Here is a 21,860-nt window from a genome sequence, read left to right as displayed (position 1 = left end):
CTTTGGCTGCTTTTATCATCGCCGCCGAAGCGGGCCAGAGTCAAGCATCATGTTACATAAACCGATTTAAATTGCAAATTTGTTGCGTCGCATCATCGTTTTTTGCGCCGCAACAGCGAATTTCGCTTCTGAAACGAGCTTTCTGCACCTAAACTGATAATTCCGGATTTGGGTATGGGCAAAGGAAAATACCGATGTTTAAAAGCGCTTTGAGGATAAAGCGGCTGTGAACCTCAAGCAGCTCTCGCTTATGCTCGACCTGTCGCAGACCACGGTCAGCCGGGCGCTCAACGGCTATCCGGAGGTCAGCGAGGAGACGCGCCGGCGTGTGGCCGATGCCGCCAAGCGCCACGGCTATCGCCCGAACCCCAGCGCACGCCGGCTGGCGACCGGCAAGGCGGGCATGATCGGCTACGTCATGCCCACGGGTGCCAGCGTCGACATCGATCCGCATTTCGTCGAATTCCTGTCGGGTCTCGGCGACTACGCCCGCGCGCATGATTTGGACCTGGTGCTAAGCCCGGCCGATGCCCGCGACGAGGAAACCACCTATCGCCGCATCGTCGCCAACAAGCAGGTCGATGCGGTCTATGTCTCGGCACCATGCCATGGCGACAAGCGGGTCGCGCTCATTCATCAGCTCGGCATACCCTTCATCGTCCATGGGCGCAGCGAGGGGCTGGATTTCGACTATCCCTACCTCGACATCGACAATGAGGCAGCCTTTCACGAAGCGACGCGGCTTCTCGTGCAGCTCGGCCACAAGCGCGTCGCTCTCATCAATGGCGACGACACGCAGACCTTTGCCATCTTCCGCGAGCGGGGCGTGCGGCGGGCGCTGGCAGCGAGTGGCATTGCCTTGCCGCCGGTCTTGCTGCGATCGGTGGCGATGACGGAGGAAAACGGCTACCGCGCTGCCCGAAGCCTGCTTGAGCAGAGTGAGGCGCCGACAGGCATCGTCTGCTCCAGCCTGATCATGGCGCTGGGCGTGGTGCGCGCGGTGCGCGATCTCAAGCTCACCATTCCCGGCGACCTGTCGCTGATCGCCCATGACGACGTTTTTCCATGGCTGAAGCCGGAAAACTTTTCCGTGCCGCTGTCGACGACGCGTTCCTCGATCCGCGCGGCGGGCCAGCGTATTGCTGAGCGGCTGGCAGCACGGATTTCGGGTCTGGAAACCGGCGCACGCGGCGAGATATGGCCGGTCGATCTCGTCGTGCGCGGCTCGATCGCCGGCGCGCCCGTTTAAGCGACTTTCTTCTATCGACAATCGCGAGGCTTGGCTTTACGGGGCGAGGAAATTGTTCACGACCCTGAAAGGCCCGGCATGCGCACAAAAACCCTGATCGCCCCTTCGGTGCTGGCGTCTGACTTCTCAAAGCTTGGGGACGAGGTCGCGGCTGTCGCGGCAGCCGGTGCCGACTGGATCCATCTCGACGTCATGGACGGCCATTTCGTGCCCAACATCACCTTCGGCGCACCGGTCATCAAGGCCATTCGAGATCGCACCGACAAGGTGTTCGACTGCCACCTGATGATAACGCCGGCCGATCCCTATCTCGCCGCCTTTGCCGACGCCGGTTGTGACATCATCACGGTCCATGCCGAGGCAGGCCCGCATCTCGACCGCTCGCTGCAGGCGATCCGCAATCTCGGCAAGAAGGCCGGCGTTTCGCTGAACCCGTCGACGCCAGAAAGCGTCATCGAATATGTACTCGACCGGCTCGACCTCGTCCTGATCATGACGGTCAATCCCGGCTTCGGCGGCCAGGCCTTTATTCCGGCGATGGTCGAGAAAGTGAAGCGGGTCAAGGCAATGATCGGCGACCGTCCGATCGACATCGAGATCGACGGAGGCGTCAGCGCAGAGACCGCGCCGCTGGTCACGGCTGCCGGCGCGAATGTGTTGGTGGCCGGTGCTGCGATCTTCAAGGGCGGCGCGGAAGCGGCCTACCGCGCGAATATCGAGGCGATAAGGACGGCGGCTGACGGGGCTGTCTAATCTCCCCCCACAAAGGGACGGCAAGCCGCCCCCAAGTCTATCCGACCCCCACATATCTCTGCACAAAAGCCGGGTCGGCGCGCAGGGCCTCGACGCCGACGGTCTCGCGGGCGCGGCCGTTCTCGATGAACGTCACGCGGTCGGCGACCGACAGCACTGCGTCGACGCGCTGCTCGACCAGTATGGTCGAGACGCCGCGCTCGCGCAGCTTGGCCACCGTCTCGCGGATTTTGGCGATCATCGATGGCATCAGGCCCTCGGTAGGTTCGTCGAGCAGCAGCACGTCGGGCTCCAGGCAGAGCGCGCGGGCCATGGCCAGCATCTGCTGCTCGCCGCCCGACAGCGTGCCGGAGCGCTGGCCGAGCCGGTCGCGCAGCAGCGGGAAGAGGTCGAGTACGGCGTCGCGCGTCGCCTTGCCCTTGGCGCGCGTCATCAGGCCGATCTCGATGTTTTCGGCCACCGTCATCTCGGCAAACAACCGCCGGCCCTGCGGCACATAGGCGACGCCCGCCTTGGGCACGTCATGGGCGGCAAGGGTCGTCAGTTGGCGCTCGCCGAGCTTGATCGAGCCGGCACGCGCCGGCACCAGCCCCATGATCGCCTTGAGCGTCGTCGTCTTGCCGGCGCCGTTGCGGCCGAGGAGACACAGCACTTCGCCCTTTTTCAGGGTCAGTGACAGGCCGTGCAGCACCGGCACTTCGCCATAAAAACAGTCGAGCCCGGAGATGGTCAGTGCGTCGCTCATGCCGGTTCCGTTCCGAGATAGGCGCGCTGGACCTCGTCATTGGCGCGGATGTCTTGCGGCGTGCCCTCGGCAAGAATCCTGCCGGCATTCATGACGGTGATGCGGTCGGCCAGACCCATCACCACCTGCATATTGTGTTCGATCAAAAGCACGGTGGCGTCCTGGGCGATTTCGCGAACCAGATCCATGAAGCCGGCGATCTCGCCATCGGAAAGGCCCTGTGTCGGCTCGTCGAGGATCAGCAGGCGCGGTTTCAGCGCCAGCCCCATCGCGACTTCGAGAAGCCGTTGATGACCGTAGGACAGGGTGCCGGCGAGGCTGTCAGCGCGATCGGCCAGACCGGTGCGCTCGAGCGCGGTCATGACGCCGGCATGGAGTTTTGCGCGTGAACGGCCGTCGGCCAGCGTGCGCTGCATCGGCAGCGCGACATTGTCGTAGGCGCTGAGATGGGCGAACACGCTGGTGATCTGGAACGTATAGGCAATGCCGCGGCGGACGCGCCGATAGGCCGGCAGGTCGGTGATATCGTCGCCGTCGAAGACGATGGTGCCGGAACTCGGCATCACCCGGCCGCAGACGAGGCTGACGAAGGTCGTCTTGCCGGCGCCGTTGGGGCCGATGATGGCGCGGATCTCGCCGGGCAGCAGCGAGAAATCGACGCCGTCGACGGCGCGCAGCCCGCCGTAATTCTTCCTGAGATCGCGCGTGGTGAGCAGCGGCGTCATGGCAGCCACCTTATCCAGCGTTCGCGGATGGTGCCGAGAATGCCTTTGGGAAAATAGAGCACCAGCAGGATGAGGGCGACGCCGACGATCAGCAGATAGGCCGAGGTATAGCTGGAGGTGATGTCGACGACGTAATACATGAACAGCGTGCCGACGAAGGGGCCGAGCGTGGTGGCGGCACCGCCGAGAAGCACCCAGAGCAGCGGCAGGATCGAATACTGCACCGAAGCGAAGCTGGAACCGACATAGCCGAACAGCAACGCATAGGCAGCACCCGCCGAAGCGCAGATGACGCCGGAGACGATGACTGCGACCAGCTTGTTGGCAAAGGTGTCGTAACCGAGCATCTTCGTGCGCTCCTCGTTTTCGCGGATGGCCACCAGCACGCGGCCATGGGCGGAACGCACGATGAAAAGCGTTATCAGAAGCACGACGGAAAACAGCGCAAGCGCCGTCATGTAGCGCGTCGCAGGATGCGTGAGGTCTAGGTAAAAGTCGCCGATGAAGAGGCGGCGGGTTTCCTGGCCGAGAACGAGGCCGTCGTCGCCGCGCGTCCATTCGCTGAAATAGAAGGTCAGGAGATAGCAGACCTGCGCGAACATCATGGTGACGATCATGAAAGCGACGCCGGTGGTGCGCAGCGCCAGCAGGCCGATGGCGAGCGACAGCACCGCGCCGGAGACAAGCCCGGCGGCAAAGGCTGCCGGCATGGCCCAGCCGAAATGATAGGCGGTCAGCCCCGCGCCATAGAGCCCGGCGGCGAAGAACATGGCGTGGCCAAGGCTGAGCAGGCCGGCATAGCCGAACAGCATATTGTAGCCCATGGCAAAGACGGAAAGCACCATGACGCGCGCAAGCACGCCATGGTGATATTCGGGCAGGATGAAATTCAGCGCGAACAGAATCCCGATGACGGCGATGTGCAGCAGGAAGACCTTGGCCGACGCGTTGTTTCCCGTCATCGGCTGGCCGTCCCGAACAGGCCTTGCGGGCGAAACACCAGCACCATGGCGACCAGAAGCGTGGCGATGATCTTGGCCAGCGTCGGCGAGAAGAAGGCCGAGATGATGCCGTCGGAAAGCCCGATCAGCACTGCGGCGACGACGGTGCCGCGCAGCGAGCCGAGGCCGCCGATGATGACGACGATGAAGGAGAGCAGAAGCGGGTCCATGCCCATCAAATAATGGGCCTGGGTGATCGGCACGATCAGTACGGCGGCGACCGCCGCCAGCATCGCGCCGAGTGCGAAGACGCCGGCATAGACCTTGTCGACGGGAATGCCGAAGGCCTGCGCGGTTTCGCTGTCATATTGCGTGGCGCGCATGACGAGGCCGATTTTCGTGCGCGTCAGCACGAACCATGTCGCCGTTAGCAGCACGATGGATGTTGCTATGATCGACAGCTTGTAGCCGGAATAGCCGAACCATGGGAACAGGATGCGATAGGTGAACGGCGCATCGACCGGCCGCGCCTGCGGACCGTAGAAGGTCAGCGCAAGCTGCTGGATGATGTAGAGCATGCCGATGGTGGCAACGATGGTCGCTTCGGGATTGTAGTTGAGCCTGCGCAGCACCAGCCGTTCGGCCACGAGCGCCACGGCCCCGACGATCAGCGGGCTGATGACCAGCGCCAGAAGGAAGCCTATCGCCGGATGCCCGGTGACCAGCGAAGCGATCCACCAGGCCAGCACGGCACCCAGCATGAAGAACTCGCCATGGGCGACATTGACCACGCGCATGACACCGAACACCAGCGAAAGCCCGAGCGCCATCAAGGCGAGTACGGCACTCGTGACGAGGCCTTCGAGGGCGGCGAGGAGGAGGTGGGGTCCGAAAGCCATTCAGTGATCGCCCTCGGGTTCGACCGGCGGCCACTGGCGGGAGGTGTGGACTACCGCAAGAATACGGACCATCCCGGCATCAAAGTCGTAGACGATCCGATAGCTTCTGTGGGGAAGCAATTCACGTGTGCCGGCAAGAAGGCCTGGCCGCCCGGAATTGGGAAAATCAGCGAGCCTGCCGGTGGCGCCGGACAGCAGTTCGTCCATTTGTATCGCGGCACGAGGGTTATCAATGGCTATGAAATCAACAATCTCGGCAAGATTTAGTTTTGCGGCGGTTGACCACCTGACTTTCACGGCTAGGCCTCTTTAGTGCGGGCTAGCAGTTTCTTTCGCCTTGCCGCAACTTCGGCCTCGACCTCCTCCTGAGAAAAACTCAAGCCGGCTTCGAATTGCTTGCGCGAGATTTCAACCTTGCGGCGCAGGAATTCCACATAACTGCGTTCTTCTTCCTCTCGCGTTCGGACAAAATCACGCATCATTTCGCGCACGATCTGAGAAGCGGGGCGATCCGCCGCCTCGGCGGCCGCCATGAACGCATCCCGCAGTTCGGGCTCCAGCTTCATCGTGAACACAGCTTCTTTCGGCATGACAGCCTCCTTTGCGGTACTGACGATGTATATACGCAGTCAGTACCTTTCCGGCAACTTTTCAGCTTACAGCGACTGCGTCGTATAATCGCCTTCGGCCTCGTACATGCCGTCCTCGATCGAGGTGCGGTGCACGACCTTGAGCTTGCCGCCTTCCACCTTGGAAATGTTCTGGTGGCCAAAGCACTGGTGGATCTTGCCGTTGAAGGTCTTGTCGCCCTGCGGATGCTCGGGGCCTTCCTTGAACTCAGTGAGAGCCTCGGTCGCCTCAACCAGCTTGCCGCGGTCTTCCGGTCCCTTGTAGCCGGCGTCTTCCATCGCCTTCTTGATGACATAGAGCGTCTCCCAGCAGCCGAACATGTGGGCGGCGGTGGAGACGTCCTTGGGGTCGCCGACGGCAGCACCGTTCTCGTCGATGCCGACGGCGGCGCGATAGGCTTTCTGCGCGTCGGAGTCGTTCTCCTGGGCGTAGCGCGGCGAGCCTTCCCAGAAATGGCTGCCGTCGAGGAATTCGAGGCCGGGGCTGTTGATGTCGACGGCCTCGAGCGAGTCGATGAAGCCGAAAAGCTGCGGCCGGTTGGAGCCGTAGAATTCGCCGAGTTCCTTGACGAAGGTCAGCACCGCAGGCCCGACCATGACATGGTAGATGACCTCGGTCTCAGCCGGGATCTGCGGGAAATAGCGGGTGAACGAGCTTTCCGTCGGCGGAATGGCGATCTGCGCGATGACTTCCGCGCCCTGCGCCTTCAGCGCCGGCGGCAGGTAGTCGCGATGGTCGTAGCCGAACGCAAAATCCGGATAGATCATCGTGACCTTCTTGCCGGCATTGGCCGCGATCCATGGCGCGACCGACTGCACCTGGCTTTTCACGTCGGTGATGCCAGGCTGGAAGCAGTAGCGGTTGAGTTTTGTGGAGGCGACGTGGTGGCCTTCGCTGACCACGTAATAGGGAATTTTCAGTTCGCCCGCCGTGGGCGCCGAGCCGATGACGACGTGGGAAAACAGCGTGCCGAAGACGATGTCGGTCTTGTGCTGGCTGGCGAATTTGGCGACCACTTCGGCGCCGCGCTTTGGGTCGGTGCCATCGTCCTCGATGACGATCTCGACCGGACGGCCGGTGATGCCGCCGGCATCGTTGATGAGTTTTACGGCTGCTGCGGTTGTCTTTTCATACCAGCGGCCATAGGCGGCGCCGATACCGGTGCGATGCGACTGGAAGCCGATCTTGATCGGCGCCGAGCTCTGCGCCTGCGCATAGCGGACGAAGCCGGGCGCGGCGGCGAGGCCGGCGGTGGCGGCAAGCCCCTTCAGCGCGGTGCGGCGGTTTAGACGAAGGCCATCCGGCCCCAGAATCCTGCTTTTATCGGTCATGTCGGTTCCCCTTGTCTTATGACTTATAACCGCTGATCAACATCAAACGCCTCGCCCATTTTCGAGGCGGAAAATTGCATGTGTACAAACTAAATCACCAAAGTTCCGGCATGGCAATAGCTGCTCCCCAAGGGGAAGCACGCGCCGTGTTTCAGTCCGAAAACAGCGTCAGCCGGCGGTCGGCGTCGACAGCAGCCACAGGCCGAAAACGGTGTAGCCGATCATCAGGATCGTGAGCGGCAACTGGCTGAGCGCAGCCTGTCTTGCTGTCGGATGGAGCCGGTAGGCCAGCCCATGCGCTATGAGCACTGCCAGCACATGCCCGCCGATGATTGCCGCAGCCTGTGCGTTCCAAAGCGCCCAGGCCGACTGATAACCGGCGACGATGCCGGCGCCGACCTGAAAGCCAGCGGTGCCGAACACGTCCCAGCCGCTGGAGAACGGGTCGGAGATTGCCACCAGCGCATACTGGCCGTTGACGAGGAAGGCGGTGAGGTAATGCGAGAAATGATAGGCGAGCGCGATCGGCACGATCGACCAGACCAGAAGCCCGGCGGATCTGGCGAAGGGCAGGCGGCTGCCGGCGAGACGCTCGCCGAGGAGCACGGCCAGCAGATAGACGGCTGAAAGGGCTGCGAATATCAGCACCAGCCCTATCGTGTTCGTTGTCATGACGGCCGAGCGGCCTGGAAATTCCAGCGGATTGATGCCGTTGAGGCCGAGCCAGAAGAAGGTTTTCGACAGGCCGTCGAAGGACACGGAGCTAAGTGACAGCAAGAGAAAGAACATGCCGCTAGCCGGCAAAGGATTTGCGGCCCAAAGCTTCGCGCCGGGCAGGCAGAGTGATGTCCGGTTTTCTGGACGTGCAGCCTCCACCATCCCAAACCGCGACACCATCCGAAAGAACACGGACAGGAATTCGCCGCGCCGGCTCCAGTCTTCATAGCCGAAGGCGATCACAGCCAAGAAGCTCACCAGCCAGTAGATGCCTGCCGCCCAGGCAAGCCGCGCCGGGTCGTCGGGCGCGGGGTCGATCAGCTCGAACCACGCGAAGGCGAAGAACAGTATGAGTGCTGGCCAGTAGCCGGCCCATTTGGGAAGCCGCCGGTCGCGCAGCGTTGGAAAGATGGCAGCAACGACCCGCCACGGCCCGTACCACGGGTTGATCCATGCCCAGAGATTGCCGAACACGCCCTGCACCAGCGTCAGCCCGACCCACAGCAGCGTCCAGATGGTCAGCGGCAGCGGGTTGGAAAGTGGATCGCGGCTGCCGAGAAAGCCGGCGGCGATCAGAGTGGCGAGGATCGCGAAGGCGATGAGGCTGGTGAAGGTACGTGCGCGCTCGCTGACTGAGAAGAACGCAAGACGTTTGGCGGCGAAGCGCTCGAGCAGGGCTGGCGGCAAGACGGCCAGCACCAGAAAACTTGCGGCAACCGCCATGGCACCGCCGGTTAGATAATAGCCGGTCGGCATGAGCAGGACATAGCCGCGATCGGAAGCGTGGGCGAAGGCCGGTGACGTGTTTAGGAAGATAGCTATGCAGGCGAGGAATGTGAGGGTGGGTAAAAGGGAGGTCGGCCTGCGCCCCGCGTCACCACCCCCCTCTGTCCTGCCGGACATCTCCCCCGCAAGGGGGGAGATCGGCAATGGCCATGCCGCCTCATTCCTTGCTACGTTTGAGGTTGGCGAAGGCTCTGATGATAGCGTGATCTCCCCCCTTGCGGGGGAGATGTCCGGCAGGACAGAGGGGGGTGGTGATGTAGTGGGTTGTCGGATCAAGATCTGCTCCTGGCCATCCACGTCATCTCAGCCCGGGGCATGAGTATCCACACCCGGCGAAGCCTCTCCCCTCACACCTTCACCAGATGCTCCACGCGATCCTTCTCGCCAAATATCCGCAGATAGCGTTCGATTTCGCGTTTGTCGCCCGTCGCCTTTGCCGGGTTGTCGGAGAGTTTCACAGCCTCGCGGCCGTTGACCTTGGTGACCTTGCAGACCAGCGAGATGGCGTTGAGGCCGCGGGTTTCCATTGGTGCGCAGCCTTCGAAATCATTGGTCAGGTTGGTGCCCCAGCCGAAGGACATGCGAACCTTGCCCTTGAAATGGCGGTAAGTCTCCTCGATCGTCTCGACCTCCAGCCCGTCGGAAAAGATCAGCAGCTTCTTCTTCGGGTCGACGCCCTTCTCGCGCCACCAGGCCATGATCTTTTCGCCGGCCTCGATCGGCGGCGCGCTGTCGGGGCGGAAGCCGGTCCAGTCGGCGATCCAGTCCGGCGCATCGCGCAGGAAGGCGGTGGTGCCGAAGGCGTCGGGCAACACGATCAGCAGGTTGCCGCCGTAATAGCGCTGCCAGTCCTGCAGCACCTTGTAGGGCGACTTGCGCAGCTCCTGTTCGCTGTTGGTGAGTGCCGCCAGCACCATCGGCAGCTCATGCGCATTGGTGCCGAGCGCTTCGAGGTCGTTGTCCATCGCCAGCAGCACGTTGGACGTGCCGGTAAAGGCCTCGCCGATGCCTTCCTTCAGCGCTTCCACGCACCAGCGCTGCCACAGGAAGCTGTGGCGGCGGCGGGTGCCGAAGTCGGAAATCTTCAGGTCCGGCAGTTGGCGCAGCCGCTCGGTCTTGGTCCAGAGCTTGGCCTTGGCACGGGCGTAGAGAACGTCGAGCGCGAACGGTGCGAACGGCTTCATCGCCGAGCGCGAGCGCAATTCGTTGATGATGGCGAGCGCCGGAATTTCCCACAGCGTCGTGTACATCCACGGCCCGTGGAATTCGAGCTCGTACTGGCCGTCGCGCTTGGTCAGCTCATATTCGGGAAGCTGGAAATCTTCCAGCCAGGCCAGGAATTCCGGCTCGAAAATCTGCTTGCGGCCATAGAAGGTGTTGCCGCCCAGCCAGATCATCTCCTTCTTGCTGAAGCGTAGCGTGCGGGCATGGTCGAGCTGGTCGCGCAGTTCCTGCTCGTCGATTTCCTCACCGAGCTTTACCGATGTGGTGCGGTTTATCAGCGAGAAGGTGACGTCGACGTTCGGATACATGCCCCAGATCATCTGGAGCATCAGCAGCTTGTAGAAATCGGTATCGAGCAGGCTGCGCACGATGGGGTCGAGCTTCCATGCGTGATTGTAGACGCGCCGCGCAATATCGGTTTTTGCCATTCACCCAGGAGCCTTTTCATGCCGCTTCGGACTGTCCGACAGCGCTAATATCACTGAATTTGACGTTGCGCTTCATGATTGCCGCTCTGGACCGACAAAAAATGAGCCGGCGACAGAGATTGGTTATGGCTCGACCGGGGCGTTTGCCTTCTGCGAGCGGCGCTTGCGGATGCTGATCTGGCCGGCGACGGCTGCCTCGGTCCGTCCCGCCGCTTCCTCGCCTTCGGCATAGAGCCAGTCGATGAAGACCTGCGCCACCGGCGCCGAGCGCACCTCGTTGCGACATATGACGTAGAAGGCATAGCTGGCGGGAACCGACAGGTTGAACGGCGTCACCAACTGGCCCTTGGCGAGCAGGCCACTGGCGGTGACGGAATCGCCGAGTGCAACGCCATGGCCGCTGATCGCCGCCTCGGTCGACAGCCGCGCGTCGCTGAAATGGTGTTCGCGCCCGCGGTTCAGGTCCAGCGCCTCGGCTGCGGCAAGCCAGGTGTGCCATTCGCGGCCGTCATCGCCGTGCAGCATGACGTGGTCGGCAAGGTCACGGATAGTGCGGATGGGCCTGTTGTTGATCAGCGTCGGGCTCACCACCGGGAAGAGCTCCAGGTTGAGCCATTTCTTGAGCCAGCAATCGGCCCAGTTGCCATCGCCATAATGCACGCAGATATCGATGTCGGGCGAGCGGATGTCCTGCGGGTCGTTGGAGGCGATCAGTTTGAGCCTTATGTCGGGAAAGCGCGCCATGAAGCTGCCGAGGCGCGGGATCAGCCACAGCGACAGCAGCGCCGGCACGCAGCTAATGGTCAGCGTGCCCGAACTCGTCGGCCGCGTCATGCGCGCAGTGGCTGCCGCGATGCCGTCGAAGGCGCTGGATACCGCCGGCAGAAGCTCGGCACCCTGCGGCGTCAGCTTGAGCCGCTGGCCGACGCGCTCGAACAGCTTGACCCTGAGCGAAAGCTCCAGCGCGCGGATCTGGTGGCTGATGGCGCCGTGGGTGACGTTTAGCTCGCCGGCGGCCTTGCTCAGGGAGCCGTGCCGCGCCGTCGCCTCGAAGGCGCGCAGTGGGTTCAGGGGCGGCAGGCGCTTGCTCATTTGCGGTTTCCGGTAGCACTCGCATGTGAGAAAATCTCACAATCGAAGCTTTAACAATATCAATTGATTTTTCAACGCGCCTGCCCAAGAATTCAGACGGAACAGAAGGTGCGGGATTGCACTTTCACGCAGGAGCGAGACGGCGAAAACGCCGCGAGGGACTCCGGCAGACCACCGTCCAGTACGGCTTAATCAGGGAGACTACCGGCATGGGTTTCGATCGTGGCAAGCTCGACGCGTTGCGCCGCAAATATGGTGAGAGCCATGGCGGCGAACTGTTCAACCCCCAGTTCCGGCGCGTCGCCGACAAGATTTTCTCCAAGAGCGGCACGCGGCTGGCTCCCTATTCGGGTGTGCCGACCTTCCTGACCGCGCCTTATGTGCAGGTCGACAACGACAATCCCGATTTCGGCGATCTGCAGGTCGCGATGATCGGCGTGCCGATGGATCTCGGCGTCACCAATCGTCCAGGCTCCCGCTTCGGTCCGCGCGCCCTGCGCACCATCGAGCGCATCGGGCCGTATAATCACGTGCTCGACTGCGCCCCGGTGCAGGATCTGCGCGTCGCCGACATTGGCGACGTGCCGTTCCAGAGCCGCTACCGTCTCGAACTCAGCCATGACGACATCGAGCGGCGCATCAACCAGATCGTCGATGCCGGCGTGCTGCCGCTGTCGGTCGGCGGCGATCATTCGATCAGCCATCCGATCCTCAAGGCGGTCGGCAAGAAGCGCCCGGTCGGCATGATCCATATCGACGCGCATTGCGACACCGGCGGCGCCTACGATCTGACCAAGTTCCATCACGGCGGCCCGTTCCGCAATGCGGTGCTGGACGGCGTGCTCGATCCGACGCGCACGATCCAGATCGGCATTCGCGGCTCGGCCGAATATCTGTGGGAGTTCACCTACGAGTCCGGCATGACGGTCATCCACGCCGAGGAGATGACGGGCATGGGCATTTCCGCCGTCATCGAAAAGGCGCGCAAGATCGTCGGCGATGGCCCGACCTATCTTTCCTTCGACATCGACAGCCTCGACCCGGCGTTCGCGCCCGGCACCGGCACGCCGGAAGTCGGTGGGCTGACGACGCGCGAGGTCCTGGAAATCCTGCGCGGCCTGAAGGGGCTCAATCTCGTCGGCGGCGACGTGGTCGAGGTCGCGCCGCAGTATGACTCCACCACCAACACGGCACATGCCGGCGCGCAGGTGCTGTTCGAGATCCTAAGCCTGATGGTGTTCAGTCCCGCCGTCAAAGACAGGAAGGCCTGACCCAGTTTTCGCCATCGGCCTGGAACCGATGGCAGGGCGGTCCGCCTGGGCCGCACCGACAATAATGATTTTCCAGAAGGGGAACCAAAATGACCATGCATTCGCATCTCAAATCGTCCTTTGCCGCCTTGCTGCTGCTCGGCAGCGCCGGCATCGCCACGCAGGCGGCCCATGCCGACGCCCTTGAAGACATAGCCAAGGCCGGCGTCATCAATGTCGGTGTCTTCGCCGACTTTCCGCCCTTCTCCTCGGCCAGCGCCGATATGAGCCTCAAGGGCTACGACATGGAAGTCGCGCAGTTCATCGCCGACTCTCTGAAGGTAAAGCTCAACACGGTCGCCGTGACCGGCCAGAACCGCATTCCCTACCTGACCGATCATCGCGTCGACCTGTTGATGAGCGTCGGCTACAGCAAGGAGCGCGAGCAGGTCATCGACTTCGCCGCCGCCTACGCACCTTACTATATCGCGGTGATCGGACCGGCCGCACTGGAGGTCAAGGACAAGGCCGCGCTGGCCGACAAGAGCATCGCCGTGAACCGCGGCACGCTGGAAGACACGTCACTCACGGAAGCGGCCCCGGCGACAGCCGACATCAAGCGCTTCGACAATTACAACGCTGTGATCCAGGCCTTCATCTCGGGCCAGACCCAGCTGATGGTCGTCGGCAACGATGTCGGCGCGCAGGTTCTGGCGCGCCAGGAAGCGCTAAAGCCGGAGCAGAAGTTCCAGTTGCTGACCTCTCCCTCGCATATAGGATTGAACAAGAACGAAGAGGGACTGAAGAAGGCGATCAACGACGCCGTCGCCAAGATGCTGGCAGACGGGCAGTTGAACAAGGCATCGGAGGAGTGGCTGAAGACGCCGCTCAATCCTGAAAACCTCAAGGATTGATCTGTGGGCTACAGCCTCGATTTCGGCTGGCTTTACGAGGCCTCGGGCGCAATCGCCCGGGGTGCCGCCGTAACGGTCATGCTGATCGTGGTGACGACGCTGGCCGGGACGTTCATCAGCGTCCTTGCTGCCGCCGGCCGGCGCAGCGGCTATCGCTGGCTCCGCCTGGCGATAACCGCCTATGTCGAGGTGGTCCGCAACACGCCGTTTCTAGTGCAGCTCTTCTTCATCTTCTTCGGCCTGCCCAGCCTCGGCATCAGGCTCGACCCGATCCTTGCCGCGGTTCTGGCGATGACGCTCAACATGGCCGCCTACACCACGGAGATCGTCGGCGCCGGCCTTGATGCGGTGCCGGTCGGCCAGAGGGAAGCGGCACTTTCTCTGGGCTTGCGGCCGCGCCAGGTGTTCGTCAAGATCGTGCTGCCGCAGGCGCTGAAGGTCATCTTCCCGGCGCTGACGAGCCAGATCGTGATCATGATGCTCGAATCCGCAGTCGTATCGCAGATCGCCGTCCGCGAACTCACCTATGAAGCCGATATGCTGCAGGCCAGAACCTTTCGCGCCTTCGAGACCTACTTCGTCGTGACGATGGTCTATCTCGGCCTTTCGATCGCGCTGCGGCGCATGCTGGTTTCGGTCGGACGCCGCACACTCTCGGCAGGTGTGACATGATCGAGTTCACCTTCTGGGACATTCTGCGAAACCTGCTGTTTGCCACGCGCTGGACGATCCTCTTGTCGATTGCCGCCTTTGTCGGCGGCGGCGCGGTCGGCCTCGTCATCCTCTTCCTCAGAATATCCAAGGCGAAATGGCTTCGCCGCTTTGCCAGCGGCTACATCGCCCTGTTCCAGGGCACGCCGCTTCTTATGCAGCTTTTCCTGATGTTCTTTGGCCTGCCGATGCTCGGCTTTCGCATCGAGCCGTGGACGGCGGCGGTGCTGGCGCTGACCTTCTTTGCCAGCGCCTATCTCGCCGAGATCTGGAGAAGCGGCGTCGACGCCTTGCCGCGCGGCCAGTGGGACGCGGGCGCCAGCCTGGGGCTGCACTACATTCAGGAACTGCGCCTCATCATCCTGCCGCAGGCTTTCTCGATCACGCGGGCGCCGATCGTCGGCTTCCTCGTCCAGCTTATCAAAAGCACGGCGCTGACCTCAATCATCGGCTTCGAGGAGCTTCTCAGAACCTCGAATGCGATCAACAATGCGACATTCGAACCCTTCACGGTCTATGGGCTGGTCGCGCTGATCTTTTTCGTGCTGTGCTATCCGCTCACCCAATATGCCAGAATGCTGGAGAGTCGCGCTGGCGCACATTGAATTCGCTTGAAAACCGTGGGAACAGCCGCAACGTCGGCAAAAACAGGAGAACGAAAATGACCGAATTTCTGAAAACCAGCCTGAGCCGCCGCAGCGTGCTCGGCGCGGGCGTTGCGGGTGCCGCGTTGCTTGCCATGCCTGCCGTGCTGCGCGCGCAGGACAAATCATTGAAGGTCGGCGTCTATGGCGGCTACTTCAAGAAGTCCTTCGACGAGCATATCTTCCCGGAATTCACCAAGGCGACCGGCATTGCCGTCGAATCCATTGCCGAGCCAACGGGCGAAGCCTGGCTGGTCCAGCTCGAACAGGCAGCCAAGGCAGGCCAGGCCCCGGCCGACGTTTCGATGATGTCTCAGGTATCGACGCTGAAGGGCCAGGCGACGGAACTGTGGACGCCGATCGATATAGCCAAGATCAAGCATGGCGGCGACCTGCTCGACCGCTTCGTCAACAAATATCCGGATGGCCGCATCGCCGGCATCGGCGCGGTGGCGTGGTACATCACGCTGGTCACCAACACCGACGTCTACAAGGAAGCGCCGACCTCCTGGGAAGCCCTGTGGGATCCGGCCAATGCCGACAAGCTCGGCCTTCTGGCGCTGGTTTCCAACTCCTTCCTGCTCGAAGTGACGGCCAAGACTTATCTGGGCGGCACCAATGCGCTCGACACCGAGGAAGGCCAGCTGAAGGCTTTCGAGAAGCTCGCCGAAGTCAAGCCGAATGTCCGCCTCTGGTATCGCGACGAGGCGCAGTTCGAGCAGGCTCTGAAGTCGGGCGAAATCCCGATGGGCCAGTATTATCACGACGTCACCGGCCTCGCTGCCGCCGACGGCCAGCCCGTGCGCTCGACCTTCCCGAAGGAAGGCGGCATTCAGGATTCCGGCAACTGGGTCATCTCGCGCGCCTCCAAGAAGGCGGACGAGGCCCATGTCTTCATCGACTATATGAGCCAGCCTTCGGTCCAGGGCCTGATGTCGCGCAAGGTCGGCACTGCGCCGACGCTGAAGAAGGAAGTGCTCGACCTGAAGCGGGAGGAATTCGCCGCCGTGTCGTCGGAAATCGAGCCGATCATCCCGCGCTACGACCTCTACACGACCAAGTCCGACTGGCTTAACCAGAAATGGACCGAGCTGATCGCGGGGTAAAATTCTTTCTTTCCTTCTCCCGTTCACGGAAGGGCAATCGCATACAGAGTTCGACCCCCACTCCGTCTCGGCTCCGCCGAGCCACCTCTCCCCCGATCGACGGGGGAGAGGAAACGCCGTCCGCAAACCTGGCGCCCTTCCTCTCCCCTTTTGAGGGGGAGAGGTGTCGAGCGTAGCGAGGCGGAGTGGGGGTCGGCTGTGCCATCGGCGATTGCCTTGCCGTAAGGAAGAAAACCGACGCGGCGGCCTTTTCGCCTGACCCTCTACCCGCATATGATAAGCAAAAGAGCAGGGTAACCAGTATGTCCGGCCTGTCACTGAACGACATCACCAAGGAATTCGGCGATTTCAAAGCCGTCGACAATGTCGCGCTGAACGTGCCGCACGGCACCTTCGTCTGCCTGCTCGGGCCGTCGGGCTGCGGCAAGACCACGCTGCTTCGTATGATCGCCGGATTGGAGGAGCCGACCAGCGGCAGGATCGTCATCGACGACGAGGACATCACCGCCGTCCCGACCCACAAGCGCAATCTCGGCATGGTGTTCCAGTCGCTGGCGCTGTTTCCGCATCTGTCGGTGGGTGACAACATCGCCTATTCGCTGCGCATTCGCGGTGCTTCGAAGCAGGACCAGCAGAAGCGCGTCGATGAGTTGCTGAAGCTGATCCATCTGCCGGGTTTTGCTGACCGGCCCGTCGCAAAACTTTCCGGCGGCCAGCGCCAGCGTGTCGCCATCGCCCGCGCGCTTGCGCTTTCGCCGCGCCTGTTCCTGCTCGATGAACCGATGTCGGCGCTGGACGCCAAGCTGCGCGAATCCATGCAGGTCGAGCTGCGCCAGTTGCAGCAGAAGCTCGGCATCACCACCATCGTCGTCACCCATGACCAGCGCGAAGCGATGACCATGGCCGATCTGGTCGTGGTGATGGGCGAGGGCCGCATCCGCCAGGCCGCCGCCCCGGTCGAAATCTACCGCAAGCCGGCGGACGCCTTCGTCGCCGACTTCATCGGCTCGACCAACCTTCTGCCGGTCTCCGCCGACAGCGCCGGCCGCGCCACGGTTCTGGGATCAGCCATTCCCGGCCTGACGCTTCCTTCCGGCGGCTCGAAAGCCTCGATTTCGGTACGGCCTGAGGACGTGCATCTCACCGCCCCCGGCAACGGCGCGATCGATGGCACGGTCACCTTCGTGCGCGACCTCGGCGGCACCATCGAGACCTTCGTCGAGGCCGGCGGCAAGACGATCATCGCTGTCGCCACGCCGCGCGAACGGCCCGAGGTCAAGGTCGGGCAGAGCGTCGGCATCGTGCTGCCGCCCGAAAGCTGCGTGGTTCTGAAGTCATGAGACGCGAGGCGCCGCGTTCCATTGGCGACTACACGCCGCTGTTCTTTCCGGCGCTGATGCTGATCGTCTTCTTCGTCGTGCCGTTCTCGACGATGATCGCGGTGAGCTTCTTCAAGCGCGATCCGGCCGGCTTCTACAAGACCGATTTCGTCTTCGACAATTATGCGCGCTTCCTGTCAACCTTCTTCGGCAGCGTGCTCGGCTTCTCGCTGATGCTGGCGGTGCTGGTCGCCATCTGCTGCATCGCCATCGCATTCCCCTTCACCTATCTGCTGACCAAGCAATCGCGCAAGGTGCAGACGGTGTGGCTGGTCTGCCTGCTGTCGGTGCTGTCGCTGTCGGAAGTCATCATCGGCTTTGCCTGGTCGACGCTGTTTTCGCGCACAGCCGGCATCACCAATCTGCTGGTCGCGGTCGGTCTGATGTCCCAGCCGCAGGCGCTGCTGCCGGGCTTTGGCGCGGTGCTGACAGGCATGGTCTATCAGGCGCTGCCCTATACGATCCTCGTGCTTTATCCCGCCCTCGTGCGGCTTGACCCGACATTGCTCGAGGCTGCGCGAACGCTAGGCGCCTCACCGGTGCGCGCCTTCTTCAACGTGGTGACGCCGGCGCTGCGCAACACGCTGGTGGCGACGCTGATCATGGTCTTCGTCTTCGCGCTTGGTTGCTATTTGCTGCCGCAGATCCTCGGCCGGCCGTCGCAATGGACGCTGTCGGTGCTGATCACCGATCAGGCGATCTACCAGTCCAACATGCCTTTCGCGGCAGCCATGGCCGTGTTCCTGGTGCTGATGTCGCTGGCGCTGGTCGGGCTTACCCTGCTGGTGGGCAGGCGGGAGAATGCGGGATGACGGACAGATTGCTTCGCCGGCTCTATTTCGCCCTTGTCGCGCTGTTTCTCGCAGCACCGCTGATCGTCGTGCTCGGCGTCTCGGTCAACGAGAAACAGGATCTGTCCTTCCCGCCAAAAGGCTTTTCGCTCGCCTGGTACGCGCAGATTTTTACCGACCCGGAATGGCGCAGCGCGCTGATCGCTTCGCTGCTGCTGGCGGTTTCGGCGGCAGCACTTGCGGTGGCGATTGCGCTGCCGCTGGCATGGTTCCTGTGGCGTCGTCATGCGCCCTGGGCGCATATCTTCCAGCTTCTCGGGGTCGCCCCCTTTATTCTCCCGCCGGTCATCACCGCCTTGGGTTTCCTGACCTTCTGGGCGACAACGGGCTTCTACGGCCAGCCTTGGACGGCGGCGATCAGCCACGCGATCTTCTTCGTCACGCTGCCGCTGGTGACGCTGTCGCTCGGCTTCGCCTCCATTGACCGCTCGCTGGTGGAAGCCGCCGCGACCATGGGCGCCGACGACCGCACCATCGCCAAAACCGTGGTGCTGCCGCTGATCCTGCCCTATCTCGTTTCCGGTTATGCCTTCGCCTTCGTGCTGTCGCTCAACGAATACATCGTCGCCTATATGACCATCGGCTTCACCATGGAAACGCTGCCGATAAAAATCTTCAACGCGCTGCGCTACGGCTATACGCCGACCATGGCGTCCGTGACGGTGTTCTTCGTGGCGATCGCAGCGCTGGTCTTCGGGCTGATCGCCAGGTTCGGCGACATCAGGCGGCTGCTTGGTGCCATGGGTTCGGAGGGCAAGTGATGAAACTGGCGGCACTCCAGATGCAGGCCGTGGCCGGCGATGTCGCTGCCAATCTTGCGCGCATCGAACGGGCGGCGCGCGAGGCGGCGAAGGGCGGTGCCGATCTGCTCGTCACGCCCGAACTGGCCGTCACAGGTTACGGTGCGGGCGAGGCGACGAAAGCACTGGCCGAGCCTGCCGACGGCGATCTTGCCGCCCGGCTATCAGCGCTGTCGGCTGAAACCGGAATCGCGATGGTCGTCGGTTTTGCCGAACGCGCCGGCGAGACGATCTACAACAGCGCGCTTTATGTCGATGGCTCGGCGGCTCCTGTCGTCTACCGCAAATCTCATCTCTATGGCGCCTACGAGCGCGGTCTGTTCCTGGCGGAAAAGCCGGCTGCCTGCGTGGTCAACCATCGCGGCGCGAAGATCGGCCTGCTGATCTGCTACGATGTCGAGTTCCCCGAAAATGTGCGGCGGCTTGCGCAGGCAGGTGTCGATGCGGTCATCGTGCCGACGGCGCTGCCGGCAAGTGATCATGACGAATTTATCGCCCGCAAGCTGATCCCCGTGCGCGCCTTCGAGAACCAGATTTTTGTCGCCTATGTGAACCACTGCGGCGCGGATGCGCTGTTTTCCTATGCCGGTCTTTCAGGCATTGCCGCACCCGATGGCACGTTGCTGGCCGAAGCGGGCCGGGGCGAGGAGGCGCTGCTGCTCGCTGAAGTCCGTCCCGCCGATTACGCGGCTTCGGCGGCGACGAATTCCTATTTGGCCGATCTCAGGGTTTAACGCCGCAGAGTTACATTTCGCTCTGTCGAACGCGCTCTACGGCGCCCCCCTCTGGCCTGCCGGCCATCTCCCCCGCAGGTGGGGAGATCAGCCTTCAGATTGACTTTCGCCAATCGTCAACGTTGCAGAATAGGCGGCACGAGCGACATAGCTAATCTCCCCACCTGCGGGGGAGATGGCCGGCAGGCCAGAGGGGGGCGCGAAGGAACGCAACCGTGAAGGTTCAGTTCGTAACTGTAGCCATTCCCGTCAACCCAAGCTGATCGCGCCGTAGCCAGCGCCACATCAGCAACACCGCCACCACCGCAAGGCCCACTGACAGGCCGATCCAGATGCCGACGCCATGGAAGCCGAAATGGAAGGCCAGCGCCACGCCGAGCGGCAGGCCTACACCCCAATAGCCGATCGCCGCGTAGATCATCGGTATCGTGGTGTCGTGCAGGCCGCGCAGCATGCCGGCAGCCACCGCCTGCGCGCCGTCGACGATCTGGAACAGCGCTGCCAGCGCCAGGAACGACACGGCAAGCCCAATGACGACCGCGTTGGCCGGATCGTTGAGATCGATGAAGGCGCTGATTAGCAGGCGCGGCCACAGGATCATCGACAGGGCGGTCAACGCCATGAAAGAAACACCCATGACGAATGCGGTCCAGCCGGCGCGGCTGATGCCTTCCGGGTTCTGCGCGCCATAGGCCAGGCCGACGCGCACCGTCACCGCTTGGTTGAGCCCCAGCGGCACCATGAAGCTGATCGAGGCGATCTGTATGGCGATGGCGTGTGCTGCCAATGACGGCGAATCGATCAGGCCCATGAATAAGGCGGCGGCATTGAAGATGGTGACCTCGAAAGCCAGGATGCCGGCGATCGGCAGGCCGAGCTTCAGAAGCCCGACGAAACGCGGCCAGTCCGAGCGCCAGAAACGGCCGAACAGGCGGTAGCGCCGGAATTTCGGTTCCATCATCACCACCGCTGCCATGCCGATGAACATCAACGCGCTGGACAGGCTCGTCGCCAGCCCGGAGCCGGCAATGCCCATGGCCGGGAAGCCGAGATTGCCGAACATAAGACACCAGTTGGCGAGCACGTTGAAGGCCACCGCGACGAAGACGATGATCAACGCCCAGCCCGGACGCTCCAGCGCCGAGATGAAGGAGCGCAGCACGATATAGCCGTAGAAGGGCAGCACCGCCCATTGCAGCCAGCGCACATAGATGCCGGCCTGCGCGGCGAGCGCCGGTTCCTGCCCCATGGCGGCCAGAATGGCTTCGGCATTCCACAGGACGATCCAGATCGGGATCGAAACGAGGATGGCGAGCCAAAGCCCCTGGCGCACGGTGCGGCGCAGGTCGCGCACGGAATGGCGCCTGCGGCCAAGTTCGGTCGCGATCATCGGTGAGGTCGCGAGCATCAGGCCAAGCCCGAAGATCAGCGGCGCGAAATAAAGATTGGCGCCCAGCGCGCCGGCAGCCAGCGTGTCGGCACTAAGCCGGCCCATCATCATAACGTCGGTGGCCGTCATCGCGGTCTGGCCGAGATTGGTCAGGATCATCGGCCAGGCCAAAGACAGCATTGCGCGAATTTCGAGACGCCAAGGGTTTGCCGGAGCTCTCGCTTCGACCTGTATCGCAGACATTTTTCTAACTTTCAGGGGCGAACCGCGGCGAAAATCATGCCGTCAGTCGCGTTTTTACGGAAAAACGAACGGTTTTTCCGATTTTGAATGCCTTTTGAACGAAATGCTTTCGTTAGGCAAGCCACCAGTGCCGCCGACAATTGAGCCAGGGTGATGGCAACGCCGTCTCTTTCACGGTAGAAGCGGCACAGTTTGCCGTTCAACCTCGTTATCCCGGCCAAGGGAGCGAAGCGCAGGTTATCCGGCAACTGTGTTGTTTCAGGTCGCGAAGGGCTTTCCGGTCCGGATGATAGCGTTGATGGTGACGAGGATTTTGCG

At 62.6% G+C, this 21,860-nt stretch carries 23 protein-coding genes; 11 read left to right on the top strand and 12 right to left on the bottom strand.

Translation table 11 applies throughout. The features are described 5' to 3' along the window. Positions 1-226 precede the first annotated feature (226 nt). On the top strand, positions 227-1,249 hold the full coding sequence (locus tag WBQ96_RS11875; RefSeq protein WP_336550619.1) for a substrate-binding domain-containing protein: 1,023 nt from the start codon (positions 227-229) through the stop codon (positions 1,247-1,249). A gap of 78 nt (positions 1,250-1,327) precedes the next feature. Then, positions 1,328-2,002, top strand: coding sequence for a ribulose-phosphate 3-epimerase (gene rpe, locus WBQ96_RS11870; RefSeq protein ID WP_336550620.1), 675 nt, complete (start codon positions 1,328-1,330; stop codon positions 2,000-2,002). A 37-nt stretch (positions 2,003-2,039) separates the two neighbouring features. Here rpe and WBQ96_RS11865 read toward each other — a convergent pair whose 3' ends face one another. The 10 genes from WBQ96_RS11865 to gcvA form a co-directional block, all read right to left on the bottom strand. After that, a complete protein-coding gene (locus tag WBQ96_RS11865) occupies positions 2,040-2,747 on the bottom strand; it encodes an ABC transporter ATP-binding protein (RefSeq protein ID WP_336550621.1) in 708 nt (235 codons plus the stop codon). Further along, positions 2,744-3,472, bottom strand: coding sequence for an ABC transporter ATP-binding protein (locus WBQ96_RS11860; RefSeq protein WP_336550622.1), 729 nt, complete (start codon positions 3,470-3,472; stop codon positions 2,744-2,746). Before WBQ96_RS11860 ends, WBQ96_RS11865 begins: the two co-directional genes overlap by 4 nt. Continuing rightward, complete coding sequence (locus tag WBQ96_RS11855) at positions 3,469-4,434, bottom strand: branched-chain amino acid ABC transporter permease (RefSeq protein WP_336550623.1); 966 nt, start codon at positions 4,432-4,434, stop codon at positions 3,469-3,471. The genes WBQ96_RS11860 and WBQ96_RS11855 overlap by 4 nt, the downstream gene beginning before the upstream one ends. Beyond that, positions 4,431-5,312: a branched-chain amino acid ABC transporter permease gene (locus WBQ96_RS11850; RefSeq protein WP_336550624.1), complete on the bottom strand. Its 882-nt coding sequence runs from the start codon at positions 5,310-5,312 to the stop codon at positions 4,431-4,433. The genes WBQ96_RS11855 and WBQ96_RS11850 overlap by 4 nt, the downstream gene beginning before the upstream one ends. Next, on the bottom strand, positions 5,313-5,609 hold the full coding sequence (locus tag WBQ96_RS11845; protein WP_336550625.1) for a type II toxin-antitoxin system RelE/ParE family toxin: 297 nt from the start codon (positions 5,607-5,609) through the stop codon (positions 5,313-5,315). Positions 5,610-5,611: 2 nt separating this feature from the next. Further along, on the bottom strand, positions 5,612-5,902 hold the full coding sequence (locus WBQ96_RS11840) for an antitoxin of toxin-antitoxin stability system (RefSeq protein ID WP_205826718.1): 291 nt from the start codon (positions 5,900-5,902) through the stop codon (positions 5,612-5,614). A 66-nt stretch (positions 5,903-5,968) separates the two neighbouring features. Beyond that, positions 5,969-7,273 carry an ABC transporter substrate-binding protein gene (locus WBQ96_RS11835; protein WP_165119122.1) on the bottom strand — a complete coding sequence of 435 codons (1,305 nt, stop codon included), beginning with the start codon at positions 7,271-7,273 and terminating at the stop codon, positions 5,969-5,971. Positions 7,274-7,441: 168 nt separating this feature from the next. Next, on the bottom strand, positions 7,442-8,893 hold the full coding sequence (locus tag WBQ96_RS11830; RefSeq protein ID WP_442920827.1) for a hypothetical protein: 1,452 nt from the start codon (positions 8,891-8,893) through the stop codon (positions 7,442-7,444). Between the two features lie 230 nt (positions 8,894-9,123). Continuing rightward, positions 9,124-10,428: a nicotinate phosphoribosyltransferase gene (gene pncB / locus WBQ96_RS11825; RefSeq protein WP_091911521.1), complete on the bottom strand. Its 1,305-nt coding sequence runs from the start codon at positions 10,426-10,428 to the stop codon at positions 9,124-9,126. 123 nt (positions 10,429-10,551) lie between these two features. Further along, the gene (gene gcvA, locus WBQ96_RS11820) at positions 10,552-11,520 is read right to left on the bottom strand and encodes a transcriptional regulator GcvA (RefSeq protein ID WP_336550626.1); all 969 of its coding nucleotides are present in this window, start codon (positions 11,518-11,520) and stop codon (positions 10,552-10,554) included. Between the two features lie 209 nt (positions 11,521-11,729). On the opposite strand from gcvA, the gene speB reads away from it, so the two are divergent. The 9 genes from speB to WBQ96_RS11775 all read left to right on the top strand — a co-directional run bounded on the left by speB (position 11,730) and on the right by WBQ96_RS11775 (position 19,909). Further along, positions 11,730-12,791 (top strand): agmatinase, encoded by a 1,062-nt coding sequence (gene speB / locus WBQ96_RS11815; protein ID WP_336550627.1) that lies wholly within the window; start codon positions 11,730-11,732, stop codon positions 12,789-12,791. Between the two features lie 89 nt (positions 12,792-12,880). Continuing rightward, entirely contained in the window at positions 12,881-13,684 is an 804-nt protein-coding gene (locus WBQ96_RS11810; protein ID WP_336550628.1) for a transporter substrate-binding domain-containing protein, read from the top strand. Between the two features lie 3 nt (positions 13,685-13,687). Continuing rightward, positions 13,688-14,356, top strand: coding sequence for an amino acid ABC transporter permease (locus tag WBQ96_RS11805; RefSeq protein ID WP_336550629.1), 669 nt, complete (start codon positions 13,688-13,690; stop codon positions 14,354-14,356). Beyond that, positions 14,353-15,000, top strand: coding sequence for an amino acid ABC transporter permease (locus WBQ96_RS11800; RefSeq protein ID WP_336550630.1), 648 nt, complete (start codon positions 14,353-14,355; stop codon positions 14,998-15,000). Before WBQ96_RS11805 ends, WBQ96_RS11800 begins: the two co-directional genes overlap by 4 nt. A gap of 56 nt (positions 15,001-15,056) precedes the next feature. Beyond that, a complete protein-coding gene (locus WBQ96_RS11795) occupies positions 15,057-16,145 on the top strand; it encodes an ABC transporter substrate-binding protein (RefSeq protein WP_336550631.1) in 1,089 nt (362 codons plus the stop codon). A gap of 302 nt (positions 16,146-16,447) precedes the next feature. Then, on the top strand, positions 16,448-17,485 hold the full coding sequence (locus tag WBQ96_RS11790; RefSeq protein ID WP_336550632.1) for an ABC transporter ATP-binding protein: 1,038 nt from the start codon (positions 16,448-16,450) through the stop codon (positions 17,483-17,485). Further along, positions 17,482-18,336 (top strand): ABC transporter permease, encoded by an 855-nt coding sequence (locus WBQ96_RS11785; RefSeq protein ID WP_165119113.1) that lies wholly within the window; start codon positions 17,482-17,484, stop codon positions 18,334-18,336. Before WBQ96_RS11790 ends, WBQ96_RS11785 begins: the two co-directional genes overlap by 4 nt. Continuing rightward, positions 18,333-19,136, top strand: coding sequence for an ABC transporter permease (locus tag WBQ96_RS11780; RefSeq protein WP_165119112.1), 804 nt, complete (start codon positions 18,333-18,335; stop codon positions 19,134-19,136). Before WBQ96_RS11785 ends, WBQ96_RS11780 begins: the two co-directional genes overlap by 4 nt. Then, the gene (locus WBQ96_RS11775) at positions 19,133-19,909 is read left to right on the top strand and encodes a carbon-nitrogen hydrolase family protein (RefSeq protein ID WP_165119111.1); all 777 of its coding nucleotides are present in this window, start codon (positions 19,133-19,135) and stop codon (positions 19,907-19,909) included. The genes WBQ96_RS11780 and WBQ96_RS11775 overlap by 4 nt, the downstream gene beginning before the upstream one ends. Before the next feature lie 223 nt (positions 19,910-20,132). Here WBQ96_RS11775 and WBQ96_RS11770 read toward each other — a convergent pair whose 3' ends face one another. Continuing rightward, positions 20,133-21,542, bottom strand: a complete 1,410-nt coding sequence (locus WBQ96_RS11770; protein WP_336550633.1) for an MATE family efflux transporter — start codon at positions 21,540-21,542, stop codon at positions 20,133-20,135. 11 nt (positions 21,543-21,553) lie between these two features. Next, a partial coding sequence (locus WBQ96_RS11765; RefSeq protein WP_336550634.1) for a hypothetical protein occupies positions 21,554-21,860 on the bottom strand: 307 nt, incomplete at its 5' end.

It is taken from the genome of Mesorhizobium sp. CCNWLY176, assembly GCF_037153935.1.
GTDB lineage: Bacteria > Pseudomonadota > Alphaproteobacteria > Rhizobiales > Rhizobiaceae > Mesorhizobium_M > Mesorhizobium_M zhangyense.
Note: the sequence above shows the minus strand (reverse complement) of the source record. Positions and strands in the feature narration are given on the sequence as shown.